The organism is Lysobacter yangpyeongensis, from assembly GCF_042655745.1.
Taxonomy (GTDB): Bacteria; Pseudomonadota; Gammaproteobacteria; order Xanthomonadales; family Xanthomonadaceae; genus Agrilutibacter; species Agrilutibacter yangpyeongensis.
Genome location: NZ_JBHSNM010000007.1, coordinates 91,961 through 111,611, shown reverse-complemented (window position 1 = coordinate 111,611; position 19,651 = coordinate 91,961). Strand labels below are relative to the sequence as shown.

Sequence of the window (19,651 nt, the reverse complement as noted above, 5' to 3'; positions counted from 1 at the left end):
TCGAGCGACGGGGAATCGCATGTACTGGATGGTTTAAGACTGAGTCCTGAAGAGCTGGCCACACTCAAATAGCCGAAAGCCGCTGCTCTACCCCTGGGTTCTCCGGAGAGATGGAACGGCGGGTGATTAATTCCCTCCGTCCCCTTTAAAGGCAAGCTCACTACTTGCATCCAAGGGCACTTTGACGCTGGCTACTCATCGTCATCTAGGTACTCGTCATACTCAGGCCCCTCTAGTCCAGAGTCGTCCGCCTCATAGTTTCCGTCAACATAGATTCCAAGGCGCTTTCGCAGCTCTACATGAAAGGAAAGATAGTTCAGCTCGCCAAGGGCCAACATCAGCAGTAGATCCTTGTGTTCATCGAATCGCCTCCTGGCATCCTTCACAAGCATCGGCAAGTTCTTGCCAAAGAAGTCGCTTAAGCGCTTATCTGGATCATTTCCCACTCGAATATCGTGATACCCAAGCAAGTCTTTCTGGGCAGCCAATTTGGCCAGATCGGCTGCACTAAATGGGTAGAGCTGGTTGTATGTTTGGTGCATTAGAACGCCGCACGGCCTGAATACTTCGGAAAACGTTACATAAGGAATTCTTCTAGCGATGAGAACTGGAACCACATCCAACTCCACCGCTCTTCGCAACAGCGGCATGAGCTCATCTCTCTGCGTAGGGTAGATCCACGGCCTCACATTTTTTGCCTCGATTGCAACCCAATCGTTTGCTACCTCAGCGATGAAGTCTACGGGACCATCCGTAAATCGCCCTCCAATCGCTATGGGGGGCTCTATGCGGCTATATGGCGAGGAGTCATCGTGACTATCTAGATCTCTGAAGTCACCGAAGTACTTGTACTTCTCTCGCCGCATAGCTCGAATGATCGCGATTTCTAAAGCCTGGCCTACTCTTTTGTTCACGTGGATGTTGCTGACGGCTTCATGCACTACCAACTGTTCAGCAATGCGGGCATCTACACTCGATGCATTGGCTGTTGAGAGGAAATACCAAGGCAGCCCTCCGCGGGCCATTCTTGAAACGACCCCATCCTTCTCAAGTGCGCGGCGAGCCACGGTCAGATAGACGGGCTCAATTCTTTGATTGGTCGGCCCTGCGTCTGCGATCTTCTGCTCGAGAGTGCGGCCACTTGCGGCAGTGTGGCGCCCCAAGACACTCCGAATTCTGCGTTTGGCAAGCTCTATGCGAGCAAGCACCTTTGGATTGCGAGCCCACCGAGGTCCCTTCGCCACAAAAAGGCCCTCCTTGATTTATATGTATTTAGGAATATGGCTCCCGCCCAATGGCGGATGGCACCAGACCTACTCAACACAAAATTAACAAACCAACAGCTTCACGTAGCGGACCTCTTACAGGGCTACCTTCCTCAACGGGAACAGAATTTCCCCAAGCCTGACTATGGCGTCAACCTTAGCCTTCATAGCGTCAGCAAAGAGCACGCGTCCGCTTAGCACTAGCATCAAATCTTCGCCGGTCATCAGAATGATTCTTGGCATGTCACCCGAGTACTTCTTGATGGCCGCATCATCGAATCCATTGGCCGAAATGAAGAGTCCTCTTGTGCTCTGCGCCTTTCCGCGAATCTTGCCGTCGAATACAGAAAGCTCAGGCTGCTTTGTTGGCTTCTGCGTCCACTTAACTTCAACTAGATAGTCGAATTTCTCGTACTTGAAGTGCCCATCTATTTGTTCGCCAGAAGTTCGAAATGGTCTTCTATGCTCTATCTCACTGAGACTGAGCAACTCAAAGACAATCTGCTCTAATCTGAATCCACGTTGCTGTGGACTGAGCTCGCTCGTAGTTGTCAGCGACAGAAAATCATTGTTCAAGTCCTCGATGCGCTTTACTTGAGCGCGCTGAGACGCGACAGCCTCTTTGTAAGCCGTCTTGGCTTTTTCCTGCTCTCTTCTTCTTATCTCGGCTTCAATTGGGTCGTCCCCAACCATGCCTCTGAATTCTGCCAATAGCTTCTTGGCTTTCCGCTCGTCCAACTGATCACGATCCAGCGGACCGTTTAGGCGATAGAACCCAGATGCTATAGCGCCTATCAAAGCGGAGTTTCCCGCTCGATCTAGCTCGTCGAGCAAAGCCCGCATGAGTTCGTACTTGTTGTATGCATCGCGTGGATACTTACGATGCAGTTGTCTCGGAACGCCGCAGCTTTCGAGAAAGCTATAGAAGCCGTTCCAGTACCAGAAACAGGCTCCGCTAAGCTCCACCATCCGTTCCTTAGCTTCGAAACTTAGCTTCTTGACCATCGCATGAAACCCGAGCGGTTGATGGTTGCACGCGGCTTAGGCTGCGTGCGGCGCGTCCTTCCTACTGTTCTAACAGCCCACCCTACGGCCGCCAATCTAGTCCAATTATTGGCCGCAAAGAAAAGGGCGGCCAATTGGCCGCCCTTTTCTATGACCATCAAACCCCAACCGGATTCGGCTTCTCACTGTCAATCTTGTACTGCTTGATAGCCCTCGCCACATCCTTCCCCGTCATCTTGCCTTCCGCCGCCAGGGCCGCGATGGCGGCGTGGGCGATGTAGTAGCGGTCGACTTCGAAGTGGCGGCGCAGGTTGGCGCGGGTGTCGCTGCGGCCGAAGCCGTCGGTGCCAAGTACGGTGTACTTCATCGGCACGTATTCGCGGATCTGGTTGGCGAAGGCGCGCACGTAATCCGTCGCGGCGATGGCGGGGCCCTGGCGGCCTTCGAGCAGCTGGGTGACGTAGGGCTTGCGCGGGGTCTTGGCTTCCGGGTTCATGCGGTTGAAGCGTTCGGCATCGGCGCCGTCGCGGGCGAGTTCGGTGAAGCTGGGGCAGGACCAGATGTCGGCGGTGACGCCGAAGTCTTTGTCGAGCAGCTCGGCGGCGGCGATGGCTTCGCGCAGGATGGTGCCGGAGCCCATCAGCTGCACGCGCAGTTCGCCCTTCTTGGGCTTGCCGGCGTCCTTGAGCAGGTACATGCCCTTGATGATCCCTTCGGCCGCGCCTTCCGGCATGTCCGGGTGGGCGTAGTTCTCGTTCATCAGTGTGAGGTAGAAGTACTCGTCGCGCTGTTCGGCGAGCATGCGCTGCATGCCGTACTGGACGATGGTCGCGACTTCGAAGCCGAAGGTCGGGTCGTAGGCGCGGCAATTCGGAATCGCGCTGGCGAGCAGGTGGCTGTGGCCGTCTTCGTGCTGCAGGCCTTCGCCGTTCAACGTGGTGCGGCCGGCGGTGGCGCCGAGCAGGAAGCCGCGCGCGCGCATGTCCGCCGCCTGCCAGGCGCTGTCGCCGATGCGCTGGAAGCCGAACATCGAGTAGTAGATGTAGAACGGCAGCATCGGCAGGTCGTTGGTGCTGTAGCTGGTGGCGCAGGCCATCCAGCTGGAGAACGCGCCGCACTCGGTGATGCCTTCCTCCAGCACCTGGCCGGCGGCGTCCTCGCGGTAGTACATCAGCTGGTCGCGGTCGACCGGCTTGTACTTCTGGCCGTGCGGCGCGTAGATGCCGAGCTGGCGGAACATGCCTTCCATGCCGAAGGTGCGCGCTTCGTCGGCGACGATCGGCACGCAGCGCGGGCCGACCTGCTTGTCGCGCAGGATGATGTTGAGCGTCTGCACGAACGACATCGTGGTGCTGATCTCGCGATCGCCGCTGGACTTGAGCAGGCGGTCGAAGGTTTCCAGCGGCGGCACTTCCAGCGTCTGCGTGCTCTTGCGGCGACGCTGCGGCAGGTAGCCGCCGAGGGCCTTGCGGCGCTCGTGCATGTATTCGACTTCCGGCGAGTCCTTGCCGGGGTGGAAGAACGGCACCTGGTGATCGCTCAGCTGCGCGTCGGCGACCGGGATGTTGAAGCGGTCGCGGAAGATCTTGATCTGCTCGTCGTCGAGCTTCTTGGTCTGGTGCGTCGGGTTCAACGCTTCGCCGGCCTGGCCCATGCCGTAGCCCTTCACCGTCTTGGCGAGGATCACGGTGGGCATGCCCTTGGTCTGCATGGCGGCGTGGTAGGCGGCGTAGACCTTGTGCGGATCGTGACCGCCGCGGTTGAGGCGCCAGATGTCGTCGTCGGACATGTTGGCGACCATGGCCTTGGTCTCGGGGTACTTGCCGAAGAAATGCTCGCGCGTGTACGCGCCGCCGAAGGCCTTGCAGTTCTGGTATTCGCCGTCGACGGTTTCCATCATCAGCTTGCGCAGGATGCCCTGCGTGTCGCGGGCGAGCAGCGGATCCCAGTAGCTGCCCCAGATGTTCTTGATGACGTTCCAGCCGGCGCCGCGGAAGACGCCTTCGAGTTCCTGGATGATCTTGCCGTTGCCGCGCACCGGGCCGTCCAGGCGCTGCAGGTTGCAGTTGATGACGAAGACGAGGTTGTCGAGGCCTTCGCGGCCGGCGACGGAGATGGCGCCGAGGGATTCGGGCTCGTCGGTTTCGCCATCGCCCATGAAGCACCAGACCTTGCGGTCGGACTTGGGCATCAGGCCGCGGCCTTCGAGGTACTTCCAGTTGCGCGCCTGGTAGATGGCGCTGATCGGGCCCAGGCCCATGGAGACGGTGGGCGTCTGCCAGTAGTCGGGCATCAGCCACGGGTGCGGGTAGGAGCTGATGCCGCGGCCGTCGACTTCCATGCGGAAGTTGTCGAGCTGGTCTTCGCTGATGCGGCCTTCGAGGAAGCTGCGGGCGTAGATGCCGGGGCTGGAGTGGCCCTGGATGTAGAGGAGATCGCCCGGATGTTCATCGCTCGGGGCGCGCCAGAAGTGGTTGAAGCCGACGTCGTAGAGCGTGGCGGCCGAGGCGAACGAGGCGATGTGGCCGCCGAGGTCGCCGGGCTTGCGGTTGGCGCGCACGACCATGGCGAGCGCGTTCCAGCGGATGATCGAGCGGATGCGCCATTCCATCGCGGCGTCGCCGGGGCTCTTGGCCTCCAGGTGCGCGGGAATGGTGTTGATGTAGTCGGTGGTGGGCTGGAACGGCAGGTGCGCGCCGGCGCGGCGGGTGACTTCGACCATGCCGTCGAGCAGTTGATGGGCGCGGCCGGCGCCTTCGCGGTCGATGACCGCCTGCATGGATTCGATCCACTCGCGGGTTTCGGTGGGATCGGGGTCGTTCTGCAGCAGCTCGTTCAGCCAGTTCGTCATGGGGGCTCCGCGCGGCCCGCTGGCCGGCGCCTTGGATCGTGGGAATTAGAGCCGGGATTCTAGCAAGCGGGGCCGGCCGGGGGCCCGACAGGAAGATGACGAAGCAACTGCTTTGGCAAAGCGGGGCGGTGGCTACGATTTCAGTGGCGCGAAGCGGCCGGTGTGCGCACGGGGTGTGCGCTGGGCGGATGGGGGCGGCCGCGGGCCGCGATCACTTCAGGTGGGACTTCATCAGGTCGATTTCGGCCTGCTGGGACGCCTCGATGTCGCGGCAGAGCTGCTGCAGCCGCGGATCGGTGAGGTGGTTTTCCCGGCACATGAGCAGGGCGCCGGCGTGATGCGGAATCATCGAGCGCAGGAACTGCTGGTCGGTCACCGCCAGTTGCCGGCGGATGCCGGACCAGCACACCAGCATCACCACCAGCGCGGCGACGACGAGGGCGGCGTTGAGCGTCTTGTTGGGATACATCGCGCGCATCAGCACGAGCTCGATGATCGCCATCGGGGCCGCCATCAGGGCGGCCATGTAGATCTGGTTGACGTTGTTGAACACGTTGGCGGGCGTGTCGACCATCGCGTACATCAGCCAGTACATCGCGATGTACGAAAGCACCACCATGCCGAGCAGGCGACGGTAGTGACCGCCATGCGACGCGCCGCCAGCGTGCGGTCCGTCGTGCCCGTGCTGCGCGGTCGAATGCGACTGCTTTGAGCTCGCCATGAGATGGCCTCCCGCCTGCGATAGGAGTCCATCGTGTCGCAGTGGGTGTGGCTGGCTCGTCAAGTCCGCCAGCGACACCGCGCAACGGGGGGTCACGGATCGGGGGTGTAACGGCGGCCCTGCCCCAGCCGCAGCGCATTGCTCACCACCGACACCGAACTCAGGCTCATCGCCAGCGCCGCGATCATCGGGCTCAGCAGCAGTCCGGTCAGCGGGTACAGCACGCCCGCAGCGACCGGCACGCCCAGGGCGTTGTAGAGGAGGGCGAAGCCGAGGTTCTGCTTCATGTTGGCGACGGTGCCTTCGGAGATCGTGCGCGCCTGCACGATGCGGCGCAGGTCGCCCTTCACCAGCGTGACCTGCGCGCTCGACATCGCCACGTCGGTGCCGGTGCCCATGGCGATGCCGACGTCGGCGGCGGCAAGTGCGGGCGCGTCGTTGATGCCGTCGCCGGCCATGGCGACGCGGCGGCCTTCGGCCTGCAGGCGCTGCACCAGCGCGACCTTGTCCTGCGGACGCACTTCGCCGTGCACTTCGTCGATGCCGAGCGTGTACGCGACGGCCTCGGCCGTGGCCTGCGCGTCGCCGGACGCCATCACGATGCGCAAGCCGTCGGCGCGCAGTGCATTGAGTGCGGGCGGCGTGGTCGGCTTGATCGGATCGGCGACGGCGATCGCGCCGGCGAGGCGGCCGTCGACGGCGAGGAACATCACGCTCGCGCCCTGCCGGCGCAGGGGTTCGCTGCGCGCGAGCAGGGGCGCCGGATCGGCGCCGACTTCGGCCATGAGAGCCTGGTTGCCCATCACCAGCGCGCGTCCGCCGACGCGTCCGCGCACGCCACGGCCGGTGATCGAGTCGAAATCGTCCGCGGTTTGCAGGGTGAAGCCGCGGCGTTTCGCTTCGGCGAGGATGGCATCGGCGAGCGGGTGTTCGCTGCCCTGCTCCAGGCTGGCGGCGAGTTGCAGTACTTCGTCGGCATCGAAACCGTCGGCGGCAAGCGCGTCGCGATAGGCCGGGCGGCCTTCGGTGAGCGTGCCGGTCTTGTCGACGATCAGCGTGTCGATGCGACGCAGCTGCTCGATCGCCTCGGCATCGCGGAACAGCACGCCGGCATGCGCGGCGCGGCCGGTGGCGACCATGATCGACATCGGCGTGGCCAGGCCCAGCGCACACGGGCACGCGATGATCAGCACGGACACGGCGTTGAGCACGGCGTAGGTCCACGACGGTTCGGGACCGAACAGGCCCCAGCCGAGCAACGTCGCCACCGCGACGCCGAGCACTGCGAGCACGAACCAGAACGCGACCCGGTCGGCCATGCGCTGCATCGGCGCGCGCGAGCGCTGCGCCTGCGCGACCAGCTGCACGATCTGCGACAACACGGTGGCGGAGCCGATCTGGTCGGCGCGGATCACCAGCGCGCCGGTGCCGTTGAGCGTGGCGCCGATGACCTTCGCGCCGGCTTCCTTCTCCACCGGGATCGGTTCGCCGGTGAGCATGGATTCGTCGATGCTGGAACGGCCTTCGAGCACGGTGCCGTCGACGGGCACCTTCTCGCCGGGACGCACGCGCAGGCGGTCGCCGACGTGGACGTGGTCGAGCGGGATGTCCTCGTCGCTGCCGTCGTCACGAATGCGGCGCGCCGTCTTCGGCGCGAGGCCGAGCAGCGCCTTGATCGCGGCGGAGGTCTTCGAGCGCGCGCGCAGTTCCAGCAGCTGGCCGAGCAGCGTGAGCGAGACGATCACCGCCGCGGCCTCGAAGTACACGCCGACGCGGCCGTGTTCGCGGAATGACTCCGGAAACAGGCCGGGCGCGAGCGTCGCCACCACGCTGTAGCCGAACGCGGCGCCCACGCCGATGCCGATCAGCGTCCACATGTTGGGGCTGCGATTCCTGATCGACCGCGCGCAGCGCTCGAAGAAGGGCCAGCCGGCCCACAGCACGACCGGCGTGCTCAGGGCGAATTCGAGCCAGGTGCGCGTGTCGGTGGCAATGAAACCGATGCGATGGCCGAGCATTGCCAGCGCCAGCACGATCAGCGTGAGCGGCAGCGTCCACCAGAAGCGGCGGGTGAAGTCGCGCAGCTCCGGGTTGTCTTCGTCTTCCAGGCTGGGCATCTCCGGCTCGAGCGCCATGCCGCAGATCGGGCAGGTGCCAGGGCCCGGCTGGCGGATCTGCGGGTGCATCGGGCAGGTGTAGATGGTGCCGGCGGGGAGTGCTTGTGCAGCCGTGGGATGCGTCACTGCGGCATGCGGCGTGGCGTGTGCGGGTTGCGTGCCCGGCGCGTGCAGATAGGTCTGCGGCGCGGCGACGAACTTTTCGCGGCAGCGCGCGGAGCAGAAGTGGTACTCGGTGCCGGCGTGCGTGGCGTGGTGCGGCGTGGTCGCCGGATTCACCGTCATGCCGCAGACGGGGTCGATCGCGGTGGCGTTGTGTGCGGGTGCGGGATGGGCATGGCCGCCGGGCGATGCGTGGCCGTGGGCCTCGTGCGGTTGTCCGGCGTGCTTGTCCTCGTGCGGGCCGTGCGAATGCGGATGCATGCTCATGGGGCGTCTTCCGCGAGTGCGTTTAGTCGGAGTTGGGTCCGGCGTGTGGGTTTAGGGTTGTGGGATGGCATGTTCTGCGAGTGTGACGTGCCCTCACTGCTACAGGACTCGCGTGCGTGGAGAAGGTGGCGCGTAGCGCCCGATGAGGGGCGCGCCTTTGACCTCAGAACCACACCCGCACACCCGCAACGATGCGCGTGTCGTTGACGGCTTCCTCCTCCTCGCGGCGGAAATCCGCGGTACGGCCGAACGACCATTCGCGCACCACGCCGACGTACGGCGCGAACTGACGCGTGACTTCGTAGCGCAAGCGCAACCCGGCCTCCGCCGAACTGACGCCGGAGCCAATGCCGCGACGCGCGTCGTTCCGGCCGTAGGCGTTGAGTTCGACGAGCGGCTGCAGGATCAGGCGGTTGCTGAGCAGCAATTCGTATTCGGCTTCCACGCGCGCGGCGGTCTGACCGCCCTGCCCCACGTACGCCGTCGCTTCGAGCTCGAACTTGTACGGCGCCGTGCCCATCACACCGATCGCGGCGAAGTCCTGCGAGGCGCCGGGCTGGAAGTCGTGGCGCACGCCGGCGACGACATCCCACCAGCGCGCGATCGCGCGACCGTACAGCACTTCGAGGTCGGCGTTGTCGGTGCGGTGTTCGACGCGCTCGCCTTCGCTGCGCAGCCACAGCCTGTTGCGGTCGGTGCCGATCCAGGCCTGGCCTTCCCACTCCAGGCCACGCCCCTCGTCCGCGTCGAAGGCTTCCAGGCGATTGAACTGGACGAACGTGAAGATGCCGTTGTCGTGGACGGGATGGTCCTGCGGCGGCGGTTGCGCGGCGGCGCGGTCGGCGTCGGTGGGCACGGGGATCGGCGTGACCGGTTCGTCCGGTGCGCGCGGCATGGCGTGGTCCATGGCGGCGTGATCGACCGGCGGCGGCGGCATGTGATGCTGCGAATGATCCATCGGCACCGGTTGCGTCTGGTGCTGCGCATTCTCCGTCGGCGTCGATTGCGTCTGATGCTGCGCGTGATCCTGCGCAACGACATCGAATGACAGCAGCAGCGCGGCGGCGAGCGGAGCGCGCGCGAGGAGGTTCGTCTTCATTCGTCGACCCTCACCGTGCGCATCATTCCCGCTTCCATGTGGTAGAGCAGATGGCAGTGGTACGCCCAGCTGCCGAGTGCGTCGGCGCGCACGCGGTAGCTGCGGCGGCTGCCGGGCGGCATGTCGATGGTGTGCTTGCGGACGAGGAAGTTGCCGTGCTCGTCCTCGAGGTCGCTCCACATGCCGTGCAAGTGGATCGGGTGGGTCATCATCGTGTCGTTGACCAGCACGATGCGCAGGCGTTCGCCGTAGTTGAAGCGCAGCGGTTCGACCTCCGAGAACTTCTGGCCGTTGAAGCCCCAGGCGAAGCGTTCCATGTGGCCGGTGAGGTGCAGTTCGATGTCGCGGCCGGGATCGCGGCCGTCGGGATCGTCGAAGGTGCTCTTCAGCATCGAATAGCTCAGCACGGTGCGGCCGTTGTCGCGCAGGCCGATGCCGGGATCGTCGAGCTTCGGCACCGGTGCCATGGTCTGCATGTCGACCAGCGGGTTGCCGGTCTCGCTGGCGGGATGCGTCTGCATGCCGCCGCCTGCGTGTCCCGCGTGTGCGTTGGACGTCGTCTGCGCGTGTGCGTCGTGCTGCATGCCCGCCATCTGCATGTTGGCGCCGCAGCCGCCTTCCATGCCTTTCATCTGCGCCATGTCGTGGGCATCGCTCTTGCCCATGCTCGCGCCGCAACCGCCTTCCATGCCCTTCATGCCGGACATGGCGTGGCCCATGCCACCGTGGCCCATGTCGGCCATGGTCAGCAGCGGGCGTGGATCGACCGCCGGCACTGGTGCACGCAATCCCTCGCGCACGGCGAGCGTGCCGCTGACGTAGCCGGTGCGGCCCAGGTCCTGGGCGAAGATGGTGAAGGCGTCCTGCCCCGTCGGTTCGACGATGACGTCGAAGGTTTCGGCGGTGGCGATGCGGAATTCGTCGACGGTCACCGGGTGCACGTACTGGCCGTCGGCGGCGACCACGGTCATCTTCAGGCCGGGGATGCGCACGTCGAAATGCGTCATCGACGAGCCGTTGATGAAACGCAGGCGCACCTTCTCGCCGGAACGGAACAGCGCGGTCCAGTTGCCCAACGACGTCGTGCCGTTCATCAGGTAGGTGTAGGTGTTCGCGTTGACATCGGACAGGTCGGTCGGCGACATGCGCATCGCGCCCCACATCCTGCGGTCGTCGAGCGTGGCCGCCAGGCCGTTGCGTTGCGCGTCGCGGACGAAGTCGCCGACGGTGCGCTGGTAGTAGTTGTCGTACATCGACATCTTCTTCAGTCGCGCGAACAGCGCCGCCGGATCCAGGTCGGTCCAGTCTGAGAGCAGCACCACGTAATCGCGGTCGCAGGCGAAGGGCTCGGGCTCGAGCGGATCGATGATCAGCGGGCCGTACAGGCCGACCTGCTCCTGGAACATCGAATGGCTGTGGTACCAGTACGTACCGCCCTGCTTCACGGTGAAGCGGTAGTGGTAGGTCTCGCCGCGATGGATGCCGGCGAAGCTCAGGCCAGGCACGCCGTCCATGTTTGCGGGCAGGACGATGCCGTGCCAGTGGATCGAGGTTTCGTGGCCGTGGATCGATCCGGGCGGCAGCGCGTTGGTGACGCGCAGGTTCACCGTGGTGCCTTCGCGCCAGCGCAGCAGCGGCGCGGGAAGGGAACCGTTGACGGTGATCGCGGTGCGCGTGCGGCCGGTGAAGTTCATCGGCGTCTCGCCGATGGTGAGGTCGAACTCGGTGCCGGACAGCACATTGGGATAGCCGGCGGACTTCAGCGCCCAACCTGCTTTGGGCCACAGGCCGAGGCCGGCGATCGCGCCGCCTGCGGCGAGGCCCTGGACGAAGCGGCGGCGCGACGGCTGCGACAGTGCGCCGGCTTCGCGGCCGAATGCATCAGAGGACATGGAAACTCCGTGGATCGATGGGTCGCGACGGCGTGCGTCGCGCGGGCGTACGCAGCGACGGCGTGGTCGTCGCATGCGCAGGCGAAAGGGCGCCGGGGGCGCGAGTTGACCGCTTAGCCGATGGGAGGTCGGATCGGATGCGGCAGCGCCGGCGCGGCATGGCCGGGCGCGAGCGCGCGCACGCTGCGTTGATGATCGGGCGCGACGTCGGGAATCCGCAGCGCGGGCACGCCGACCTGGGCGATATGCACGCAGGCGCAGCGGCAGGTGCCGGATTTGCAGCAGTCGGGGGTGTGTTTGGGCTTGGTGGGTTGAGGGGTGTTTGCGGCCGGAGCGTGCTGCATCGGGATGCCGTGCATCGATGCGTCGCCCGGCATCGCGGCGGCCATTGCATCGTGGTGGCCGTGGCAGGGCATGGCCTCGGTCGCGGCGCCTTGCGCGGCTTCGGTCGCCGCTGGGTTGGTGTGTTGCGCCATCGGCAGTTGCGCCGCTGCAGCCGCCGCCGCGGTCCCGTTCAGGACGAGGCAGAGGCTGAGCAACAGGCGCAGCAGGACGGAGCCGATCGACATGGGCGTACTTTAACGGTGGTGCGCCGCGCGGAGGTTAACGGACGGGCGGGGGCAGGGCAGCTCGCTGCGTTCGCCTCCTCATTCGACCTGGTGGCGCTCGCTCCCCCTCATAGGCTCTTCGGGCATCTTCTCCCCGCGAGCAGGGAGAAGAGAAAACGCTGGCGCGCCGAGCGCCGAGCGCTCAGCCGGCAAAGGTCAGCCCGTGCTCCGCGGCGAAGCGTGCGCAGGCCTCGCGCATCCGCGCCTGTTGCCGCGCGCGCACGGCGGGATCGCTGAGCACGTACGAACCGGTTTCGCCCGCGATGTTGATCAGGTCCTGGCGCACGCGTTCGATATCCGACGCGTTGGCCGCGCGGATCGGGCGCAGGTGGTTGCGTTCGTCGGGGCCGCCGACCCAGCGGGTGAGGAAATTGCCGATCGCCTTGGCGGTGGACAGTTCGCGCTTGAGTTCGACGTGGACCTCGGCGGTGTGCAGCTTCATGCCGAGCGTGTCGAGCCAGTCCTGCCATTTGAAATCGTTGAAGCGCCGCGCCAGCACGGTCGCGCGCCACGGCACGCCGAGGGCGTCGGCGAAGATCGCGCCATGCAGCGATTCGGTCAGCACGCGTTCGCAGCTGGCGATGGCATCGGCGACCGCTTGCGGCGACTGGCGCGGATCGATCGGATACAAGCCCGCATCACGCGCCAGCGTGTCCCAGTCGAAGCTGTCGTAGCTCTTGTGGTGCGGGACCAGGCCGATGCGAGCTTGGACCGGCGCGCGTTCGCGCTGCAGCGGCGGCCACAGCACGGCGGCATCGCCGAGGCCGAGTGCGGGATCGAGGTGACACTTCTTCGCGGTGCCGGGGCCGCGCACCCAGTACACCTTCCACTCGCTGCCCAGTTGCGGCGTACCGCGGTAGCCGCAGCCGGAACCGAGCACGACCTTGGGGCCTTCGGGCTGGGTGCCGCCGAGGATGGTGCCGACGCCGTAGAGCCAGGTGTCCGGGTGCTTCGTTTCCAGGTCGGGAAACAGCGCGGGCCACAGTTCGACGTTGAGGTCGTCGCCGAAGTTGCCGTGCGGGAGTTTGCAGTATTTCAGGCGCATGGGTGGGCAAGGATCAGGGGGGTGGCCCGGGTTGCAGCCCGGGTAAGCGAAGCGCACCCGGGGTGTTTGCGACAGCAGCGTCGCTGGATGACCGGACATTCGTCCGTTGAAGGCCGCGGGGATGACGAGCAACAACAACACACAGCGGTAAGGGCAACGGCAACGGGAACGGGAACGGCAACGGCAACGGGAACGGGAACGGGAACGGGAACGGCAAAGGCAAAGGCAAAGGCAAAGTCACTGGATTCCCGCTTTCGCGGGAATGACGAGCAAAACCAACGGCAACGGCGAGAGTCACTGGATTCCCGCTTTCGCGGGAATGACGAGCAAAACCAACGGCAACGGCAATGGCGAGAGTCACTGGATTCCCGCTTTTGCGGGAATGACGAGCAAAACCAACGGCAACGGCAACAACGAGAGTCACTGGATTCCCGCTTTCGCGGGAATGACGAGCAAAAGCAAGGTGAACATCACCCGGGTGCGGCCTTCGGCCTTACCCGGGCTACGGCCTACTTCCGCGCGGCGCGGATCTGCGCGTCCACCGCGGCGATCGCGGTCATGTTGACCACGCGGCGCGGGGTCGAGGCCGGGGTGAGGATGTGCGCGGGCTTGTCCAGGCCCATCAGGATCGGGCCGATGGCGACGCCGTCGGTCATCACGCGGACCATGTTGTAGGTGATGTTGGCCGCGTCGAGGTTGGGCATCACGAACAGGTTGGCGCGGCCCCTGAGCGTGGAGTTCGGGAAGATGCGCGAGCGCAGCTCCTCGTCCCACGCGGTGTCGGCCATCATCTCGCCGTCGACCTCGAGCTTGGGCACGCGCTGGCGGATGATCTGGTAGGCCTTGCGCATCTTCGCGGCGGACACGTTGTCGTGGCTGCCGAAGTTGGAGTGCGACAGCAGCGCGACCTTGGGCTCGACGCCGAACAGCTTGAGGCGGTAGGTCGCCTGCAGCGTGGCTTCGGCGATCTGCTCGGCGGACGGATCCAGCTGCACGTGGGTGTCGAGGAAGAACCACACGCCCTGGTCGTTGATCACGCCGGTCATCGCGGCGGTGCCGGTCACGCCCTTCTCGAAGTCGAACACGCTGCGCAGGTAGCCGAGCTTCTTGTGGAAGCGGCCAACCAGGCCGCAGATCATCGCATCGGCTTCGCCGCGCTCGACCATCAGCGTCGCGATCAGCGTCGGGCGCGAACGCAGCAGGTTCTTCGCCGCCGCCGGGGTGACGCCGCGGCGCTCGGTGATGGCGTGGTACTGCTGCCAGTACTCGTCGAACCGCGGATCGGAATTGATGTTGGTGAGTTCGAAGTCGACACCCGCCTTCATGCGCAGGCCCAGGCGCGCGATGCGCTGCTCGATGACTTCGGGGCGGCCGATCAGGATCGGGAACGCGAGCTGCTCGTCGATCACCGTCTGCACCGCGCGCAGCACGGTTTCCTCTTCGCCTTCGGCATAGACCACGCGCTTGCGGTCGGCGCGGGCGCGGTCGTACACCGGCTTCATCAGCAGGCCCGTGCGATAGATGAACTGGCCGAGCTTCTCCTCGTACGCCTTCATGTCGAGGATCGGGCGCGTGGCCATGCCCGAATCCATCGCCGCGCGCGCCACCGCCGGCGCGAGCATGGTGAGCAGGCGCGGATCGAACGGGCGCGGGATCAGGTACTCGGGGCCGAAGCTGGGGATCTCTCCGCCGTAGGCACCGGCCAGGTCCGAGGATTCCATGCGCGCCAGCTGCGCGATCGCGCGCACGCAGGCGAGCTTCATCGCCTCGTTGATTTCCGTCGCGCCCACGTCGAGCGCGCCGCGGAAGATGTAGGGGAAGCACAGCGCGTTGTTGACCTGGTTCGGATAGTCCGAACGGCCGGTGGCGATGATGCAGTCCGGGCGCACCTTCTTGGCGTCTTCCGGAAGAATTTCCGGATACGGATTGGCGAGCGCGAGGATGATCGGCTTGTCGGCCATCGTCGCGACCATCTCCGGCTTGAGCACGCCGCCGGCGGACAGGCCGAGGAACACGTCGGCGCCGGCGACGATGTCGGCCAGCGTGCGCTTGTCGGTGTCGCGCGCGTAGCGCTGCTTGTCCGGATCCATGTGGCCGCGGCCGGTGTAGAGCACGCCTTCGCGGTCGAAGGCCAGGATGTTCTCCGGCTTCATGCCCAGCGCGACGAGCATGTCGAGGCAGGCGATGCCGGCCGCGCCGGCGCCGGCGGTGGCCAGCTTCACCTCGCCGATCTTCTTGCCGACCACTTCCAGCGCGTTGAGCACGGCGGCGCCAACAATGATCGCGGTACCGTGCTGGTCGTCGTGGAACACCGGGATGTTCATCCGCTCGCGCAGCTTGCGTTCGACGATGAAGCACTCCGGCGCCTTGATGTCCTCGAGGTTGATGCCCCCGAAGGTGGGCTCCAGGCTGGCGATGATCTCGACCAGCTTGTCGGGGTCCTTTTCGTCGACCTCGATGTCGAACACGTCGATGCCGGCGAACTTCTGGAACAGCACGCCCTTGCCTTCCATGACCGGCTTGCCGGCCAGCGGACCGATGTCGCCCAGGCCGAGCACGGCGGTGCCGTTGGAGATCACCGCGACCAGGTTGCCGCGCGCGGTGTAGTCGGAGGCGAGCCTGGGGTCGTTGGCGATTTCCTCGCAGGCATAGGCGACGCCCGGCGAATACGCGAGCGCGAGGTCGCGCTGGGTGACCATCGGCTTGGTGGCGGTGACCTTGATCTTCCCGCGCGGTTCCAGGCGGTGGTAGTCGAGGGCGGCTTGCTTCAGGTCGTCGGACATCGCTCGGCGGGAATTCGGCAGGGTTTGGGATTGTAGCCGCCCGGTTCGGGCGGTTTCGTGGCTGCGGCCGCGTTGCGCGAAGCCGGACGCCGGGTTTGCTGCTGGTCGCTTGACGAGCTGTTCTCCCCCTTCCCGCCGCTGGGCGAGCTGCTCCCCCTCTCCCCATCGCAGGGCGATGACGAGCTGCCCCTCTCCCCGTCGCAGGGCGAGCTGCGCCCCTCTCCCGCCGCTGGCGAGCTGCTCCCCACTCCCCGCCGATGGCGAGCTGCCCCCTCTCCCGCCGATGACGAGCTGCCCCCCTCTCCCCGTCGCAGGGCGGCGGGGAGAGGGTGCCCGAAGGGCGGGTGAGGGGGCGAGCGCAGCGAGCGCTTTCGCGGTCGCCTGATTCGCAAGGAGCGACGTCCTGCTCGCTGCGCTCGCGCCCCTCATCACCCCTTCGGGGAGCTTCTCCCCGCGACGCGGGGAGAAGCCAACGGCAACAGGCAACGGCAACAGGCAACAGGCAACGGCAACAGGCAACGGCAACGGCACTCGCAATCGTGGGTTTCGTCGCGCCCTGTCCCGGTTTCGTCGCCACGGGCCTTGACGCCGGCGCGATGTTCATACTGTACTAGTTCACATAGTACAGCTAGCCCGCACAGGAGTCCCGCATGGCCCGCACCCAGGCCCTGATGATCCAGATCGCCACCGGCGATTCCCGACCGATCAGTCGCCAGATCGTCGATGCGATCCGGATGAAGATCGCCACCGCCGAGCTGCAGCCCGGCGCGCAGCTGCCCAGCGTGCGCGGCCTCGCCCAGCAGCTGACGATCAATCCCAACACCGTCGCCAAGGCCTATGCCGAACTCACCAGCGACGGCTGGCTCGAGTCGCGCCAGGGCCTGGGCCTGTACGTGGCCACGCCGCGCCAGCGCCTGAGCGATGCCGAGCGCGAACGCCGCCTCGACGACGCGATCCAGCGCTTCGTCCATGAAGTGGTCGCCCTCGATTACCCCCCCGCGCAGGCGCACGAACGCCTGGGCCGCGAACTGCGCGCGCTGACGCCGAAGAAGACCGCCTGAGGTTTCCATGTCCGACCATTCCGACTACGTCATCGAGACCGTCGGGCTGAGCAAGCGCTACGGCCGCAAGCTCGCCCTCGACCAGCTCGATCTGCGCATTCCGCGCGGCCGCATCCACGCGATCGTCGGCGCCAACGGCGCGGGCAAGTCGACGCTGTTCCGCGTGCTGCTCGGCTTCCTGCCGCCGAGCGCGGGCACCGCGCGCATCCTCGGCCGCGACAGCGCGGCGCTGACGCCCGCCGATCGCGCGCGCATCGGTTTCGTCAACGAGGAACACACCCTGCCCGGCTGGCTGCGCGTGTCCGCGGTGATCGCCGCGCAGCGACGCCTGTACCCGCGCTGGGACCAGCGCGCGTTCGACGAGGTGATCAGCCACTACCACGTGCTGCCGGAGCAGAAGGTCGGTCAGCTCTCGCGCGGCGAACGCGCCGGACTGAACCTGGCGCTGGCGCTGGCGCAGCGGCCGGAACTGCTGGTGCTCGACGAGCCGACGCTGGGCCTGGATGTCGTGGCCAAGCGCGCGTTCCTGGAATCGCTGATGTACAGCAACGCGGCCGACGACTGCACGGTGATCTATTGCTCGCACCAGATGGAGGAGATCGAGCGCGTCGCCGACAACCTGATCATCCTCGAGCGCGGCCGGCTCAAGCACATGTCGGCGCCCGACGACTTCTGCGCGCGCGTCACCCACTGGGTCGCCGACATCCCGTTCAAGGGGCCCGAGCCGCAGCGCATTCCGGGGCTGCTGCAACTGCAGCGCCTGGACGGGTTGCACCACTACCTGGTGCTGGACCAGGACGCGCAGTTCGAACAGTTCCTGCGCGCCTGCGGCGCGCGCTCGGTGCAGAGCATGCCGGTGAGCCTGGACCGTGCGGTCAACAGCTTCCTGGCGAAGAACCACGCGGCGCCCGCGGGCACGCAGGCCTGAGACGAAGGGGAATCACGATGATCGAATTGTTCAAGGCCGAGCTGCTGCGCTTCCGCACCTGGTGCCTCGCCGCCGCGGCGCTGCACGCCGTCGTGCTCGGTTTCCTCAGCCGCCTGGTCGACCTGGCGCAGCAGCCGATGCAGGTCTACCAGATCTTCGCCTCGGTCTACGCGGTGGCTGGCGCTCTGCTGGGGCTGTACCAGATGGGCAGCTACCGCCGGCCCAACCACTGGCTCAACCTGCTGCATCGCCCGTTGCACCGGCTGCGCATCGCCGCATCGCTATGCGGCGCGGGCGGCGTGGTGCTGCTGGTCGCGATCGCGTTGCCGATCGCGCTGATCGCGCTGTACCAGGAAGCGCTGACCGCGCGTGTGGTCGACCTGCGCCACTGGCTGATGCCGCTGGCCAGCCTGCTCATCGCCGCGTGCGGCTATCTCGCCGGGGCCTACGCGATGCTCGCGGGACGCCGCTACGCCTGGACCGTCGCGGTGCTGCCGGCACTGCTGATGATGGCGCGGGCGCAGGGACCGGCGGCGCTCGCATTGCAGGCGACGGTGCTGTTGGCGCTGGCCGGACTGTTGGCGATCGCGTTCAAGCCGGATCTCGATGCGCCGCCGCGGCGCACGGCCGCGGTCATCGTGGCGGCGCTGCCGGTGCAGGTCGGCCTGTACTTCCTGGTGTGGATGCTGGGCTTCGGCGTCGAGTTCGGCTGGACGATGGCGGGCACGCATCCGCTCGACACGCCGGTGCCGCCGGCCGGCGGCGCCATCGAAGCGAACCAGGCCGAGGGCAAGGATCTGCTGCTCGCCGGCATCGCCGCCAGCCGCGATCGCGATGCGCCGCTGTGGCGCGAGCAGATCGCCCTGTCGGACGTGACCACGCGCTGGCCGTTGCGCAACCTGCCGCGACGCAACGAGCTGGGCAACATCGCGCCGATGGAACTGGACGACACCGGGCACCGCGTGCGCTGGGTGTTCAGTCATGACCGCATGCGCTTCATCGGCTACAGCCTGCTCGACCGGCGCGCGCGCGGCGAACTCGGGCTGGGCACGGGCAACGCCGCGTTTCCCGATCCGACGCTGGAGTACATGGGCGGCTTCCTGTTGAGCGCGAACGGCGCCTACCAGTTCGATGCCGAGCAGCAGCGCATCTTCCAGCGCATCCGCCTGCCGCAGGGCGAGGTGTTCGCCGATCCGCCCGATCGCGCCGGCGAGAACATCGTGGCTCAGAGCAATCGCGCGCTGTACGTGTATCCGGGCCGCGAAGCCGCCAACACCCTGGATCGGCTGCAGCCGCTGCTGCGCGTGCCCCTGCCGGGACCGGTCGGCAACCTCGGCCGCGTCGACCTGGTCGAGCTGCTCGACGGCTACCTGGTCTCGTTCACCTACACCTGGGGCGTGTGGTCCGGCGAATTCACCGCGCCGTACCAGCAGGTCGTGCATGTCGGCGCCGATGGCCGCGTGCACGAGGTCGCGCGGCGCGCGCTGGCGATCGATCTGCCGGAGGCGTACACGGCGCGGATCTGGTGGCTCTCGCCGGCACTGCGCACGCTGTGCCTGGCCGCGCAGGATCTGTACGCCGGCGACGATCCGCTGCGCGTGCAGATGCCGGTGCAGTGGTCGCGCAGCACCGTGCTGCTCGCGCTGACGCTGTGCGCACTCTCGTTGCTGGCGGCGTTGGCGCTCGGCCGGCGCAAGGGCCTGGCGGGTGCTGCGTACTGGAGCTGGGTGGCGCTGTGCGGCGTGGTCGGCGTACCGGCCCTGCTGAGCCTGTGGCTGATGTATCCGTGGCGCGAGCAGGTCGACGCGCTGCCGCTGGCACCGCCCGTCGCCGCGTGACAGCGAGGA

The 19,651-nt window shown here is 66.2% G+C and carries 13 protein-coding genes; 3 read left to right on the top strand and 10 right to left on the bottom strand.

Annotated elements, in window-relative coordinates:
- Positions 1 to 191 precede the first annotated feature (191 nt).
- The 10 genes from ACFPN1_RS14940 to ACFPN1_RS14895 form a co-directional block, all read right to left on the bottom strand.
- Positions 192 to 1,163 (bottom strand): hypothetical protein, encoded by a 972-nt coding sequence (locus ACFPN1_RS14940; RefSeq protein ID WP_386755969.1) that lies wholly within the window; start codon positions 1,161 to 1,163, stop codon positions 192 to 194.
- A gap of 198 nt (positions 1,164 to 1,361) precedes the next feature.
- Positions 1,362 to 2,270, bottom strand: a complete 909-nt coding sequence (locus ACFPN1_RS14935; RefSeq protein WP_386755967.1) for a restriction endonuclease — start codon at positions 2,268 to 2,270, stop codon at positions 1,362 to 1,364.
- Positions 2,271 to 2,427: 157 nt separating this feature from the next.
- Positions 2,428 to 5,121: a pyruvate dehydrogenase (acetyl-transferring), homodimeric type gene (gene aceE / locus ACFPN1_RS14930; protein ID WP_386755966.1), complete on the bottom strand. Its 2,694-nt coding sequence runs from the start codon at positions 5,119 to 5,121 to the stop codon at positions 2,428 to 2,430.
- Between the two features lie 211 nt (positions 5,122 to 5,332).
- Positions 5,333 to 5,842: a DUF305 domain-containing protein gene (locus ACFPN1_RS14925; RefSeq protein ID WP_386755964.1), complete on the bottom strand. Its 510-nt coding sequence runs from the start codon at positions 5,840 to 5,842 to the stop codon at positions 5,333 to 5,335.
- A gap of 92 nt (positions 5,843 to 5,934) precedes the next feature.
- Positions 5,935 to 8,244 (bottom strand): heavy metal translocating P-type ATPase, encoded by a 2,310-nt coding sequence (locus tag ACFPN1_RS14920; RefSeq protein WP_417498531.1) that lies wholly within the window; start codon positions 8,242 to 8,244, stop codon positions 5,935 to 5,937.
- A 307-nt stretch (positions 8,245 to 8,551) separates the two neighbouring features.
- On the bottom strand, positions 8,552 to 9,487 hold the full coding sequence (locus ACFPN1_RS14915; RefSeq protein ID WP_386755963.1) for a copper resistance protein B: 936 nt from the start codon (positions 9,485 to 9,487) through the stop codon (positions 8,552 to 8,554).
- Positions 9,484 to 11,379: a copper resistance system multicopper oxidase gene (locus ACFPN1_RS14910; protein ID WP_386755962.1), complete on the bottom strand. Its 1,896-nt coding sequence runs from the start codon at positions 11,377 to 11,379 to the stop codon at positions 9,484 to 9,486. The genes ACFPN1_RS14915 and ACFPN1_RS14910 overlap by 4 nt, the downstream gene beginning before the upstream one ends.
- Positions 11,380 to 11,492: 113 nt before the next feature.
- Positions 11,493 to 11,948: a CopL family metal-binding regulatory protein gene (locus ACFPN1_RS14905; protein WP_386755960.1), complete on the bottom strand. Its 456-nt coding sequence runs from the start codon at positions 11,946 to 11,948 to the stop codon at positions 11,493 to 11,495.
- Between the two features lie 181 nt (positions 11,949 to 12,129).
- Positions 12,130 to 13,032 (bottom strand): polysaccharide pyruvyl transferase family protein, encoded by a 903-nt coding sequence (locus tag ACFPN1_RS14900; protein ID WP_386755959.1) that lies wholly within the window; start codon positions 13,030 to 13,032, stop codon positions 12,130 to 12,132.
- Between the two features lie 509 nt (positions 13,033 to 13,541).
- A complete protein-coding gene (locus ACFPN1_RS14895; RefSeq protein ID WP_386755958.1) occupies positions 13,542 to 15,815 on the bottom strand; it encodes an NADP-dependent malic enzyme in 2,274 nt (757 codons plus the stop codon).
- A 650-nt stretch (positions 15,816 to 16,465) separates the two neighbouring features.
- On the opposite strand from ACFPN1_RS14895, the gene ACFPN1_RS14890 reads away from it, so the two are divergent.
- The 3 genes from ACFPN1_RS14890 to ACFPN1_RS14880 are packed head-to-tail and all read left to right on the top strand — an operon-like array spanning position 16,466 to position 19,642.
- Positions 16,466 to 16,876: a GntR family transcriptional regulator gene (locus ACFPN1_RS14890; protein ID WP_386755956.1), complete on the top strand. Its 411-nt coding sequence runs from the start codon at positions 16,466 to 16,468 to the stop codon at positions 16,874 to 16,876.
- A 7-nt stretch (positions 16,877 to 16,883) separates the two neighbouring features.
- Positions 16,884 to 17,804, top strand: coding sequence for an ABC transporter ATP-binding protein (locus ACFPN1_RS14885; RefSeq protein ID WP_386755955.1), 921 nt, complete (start codon positions 16,884 to 16,886; stop codon positions 17,802 to 17,804).
- A gap of 17 nt (positions 17,805 to 17,821) precedes the next feature.
- Positions 17,822 to 19,642 (top strand): hypothetical protein, encoded by a 1,821-nt coding sequence (locus ACFPN1_RS14880; protein ID WP_386755954.1) that lies wholly within the window; start codon positions 17,822 to 17,824, stop codon positions 19,640 to 19,642.
- The last annotated feature ends 9 nt before the right edge of the window (positions 19,643 to 19,651 follow it).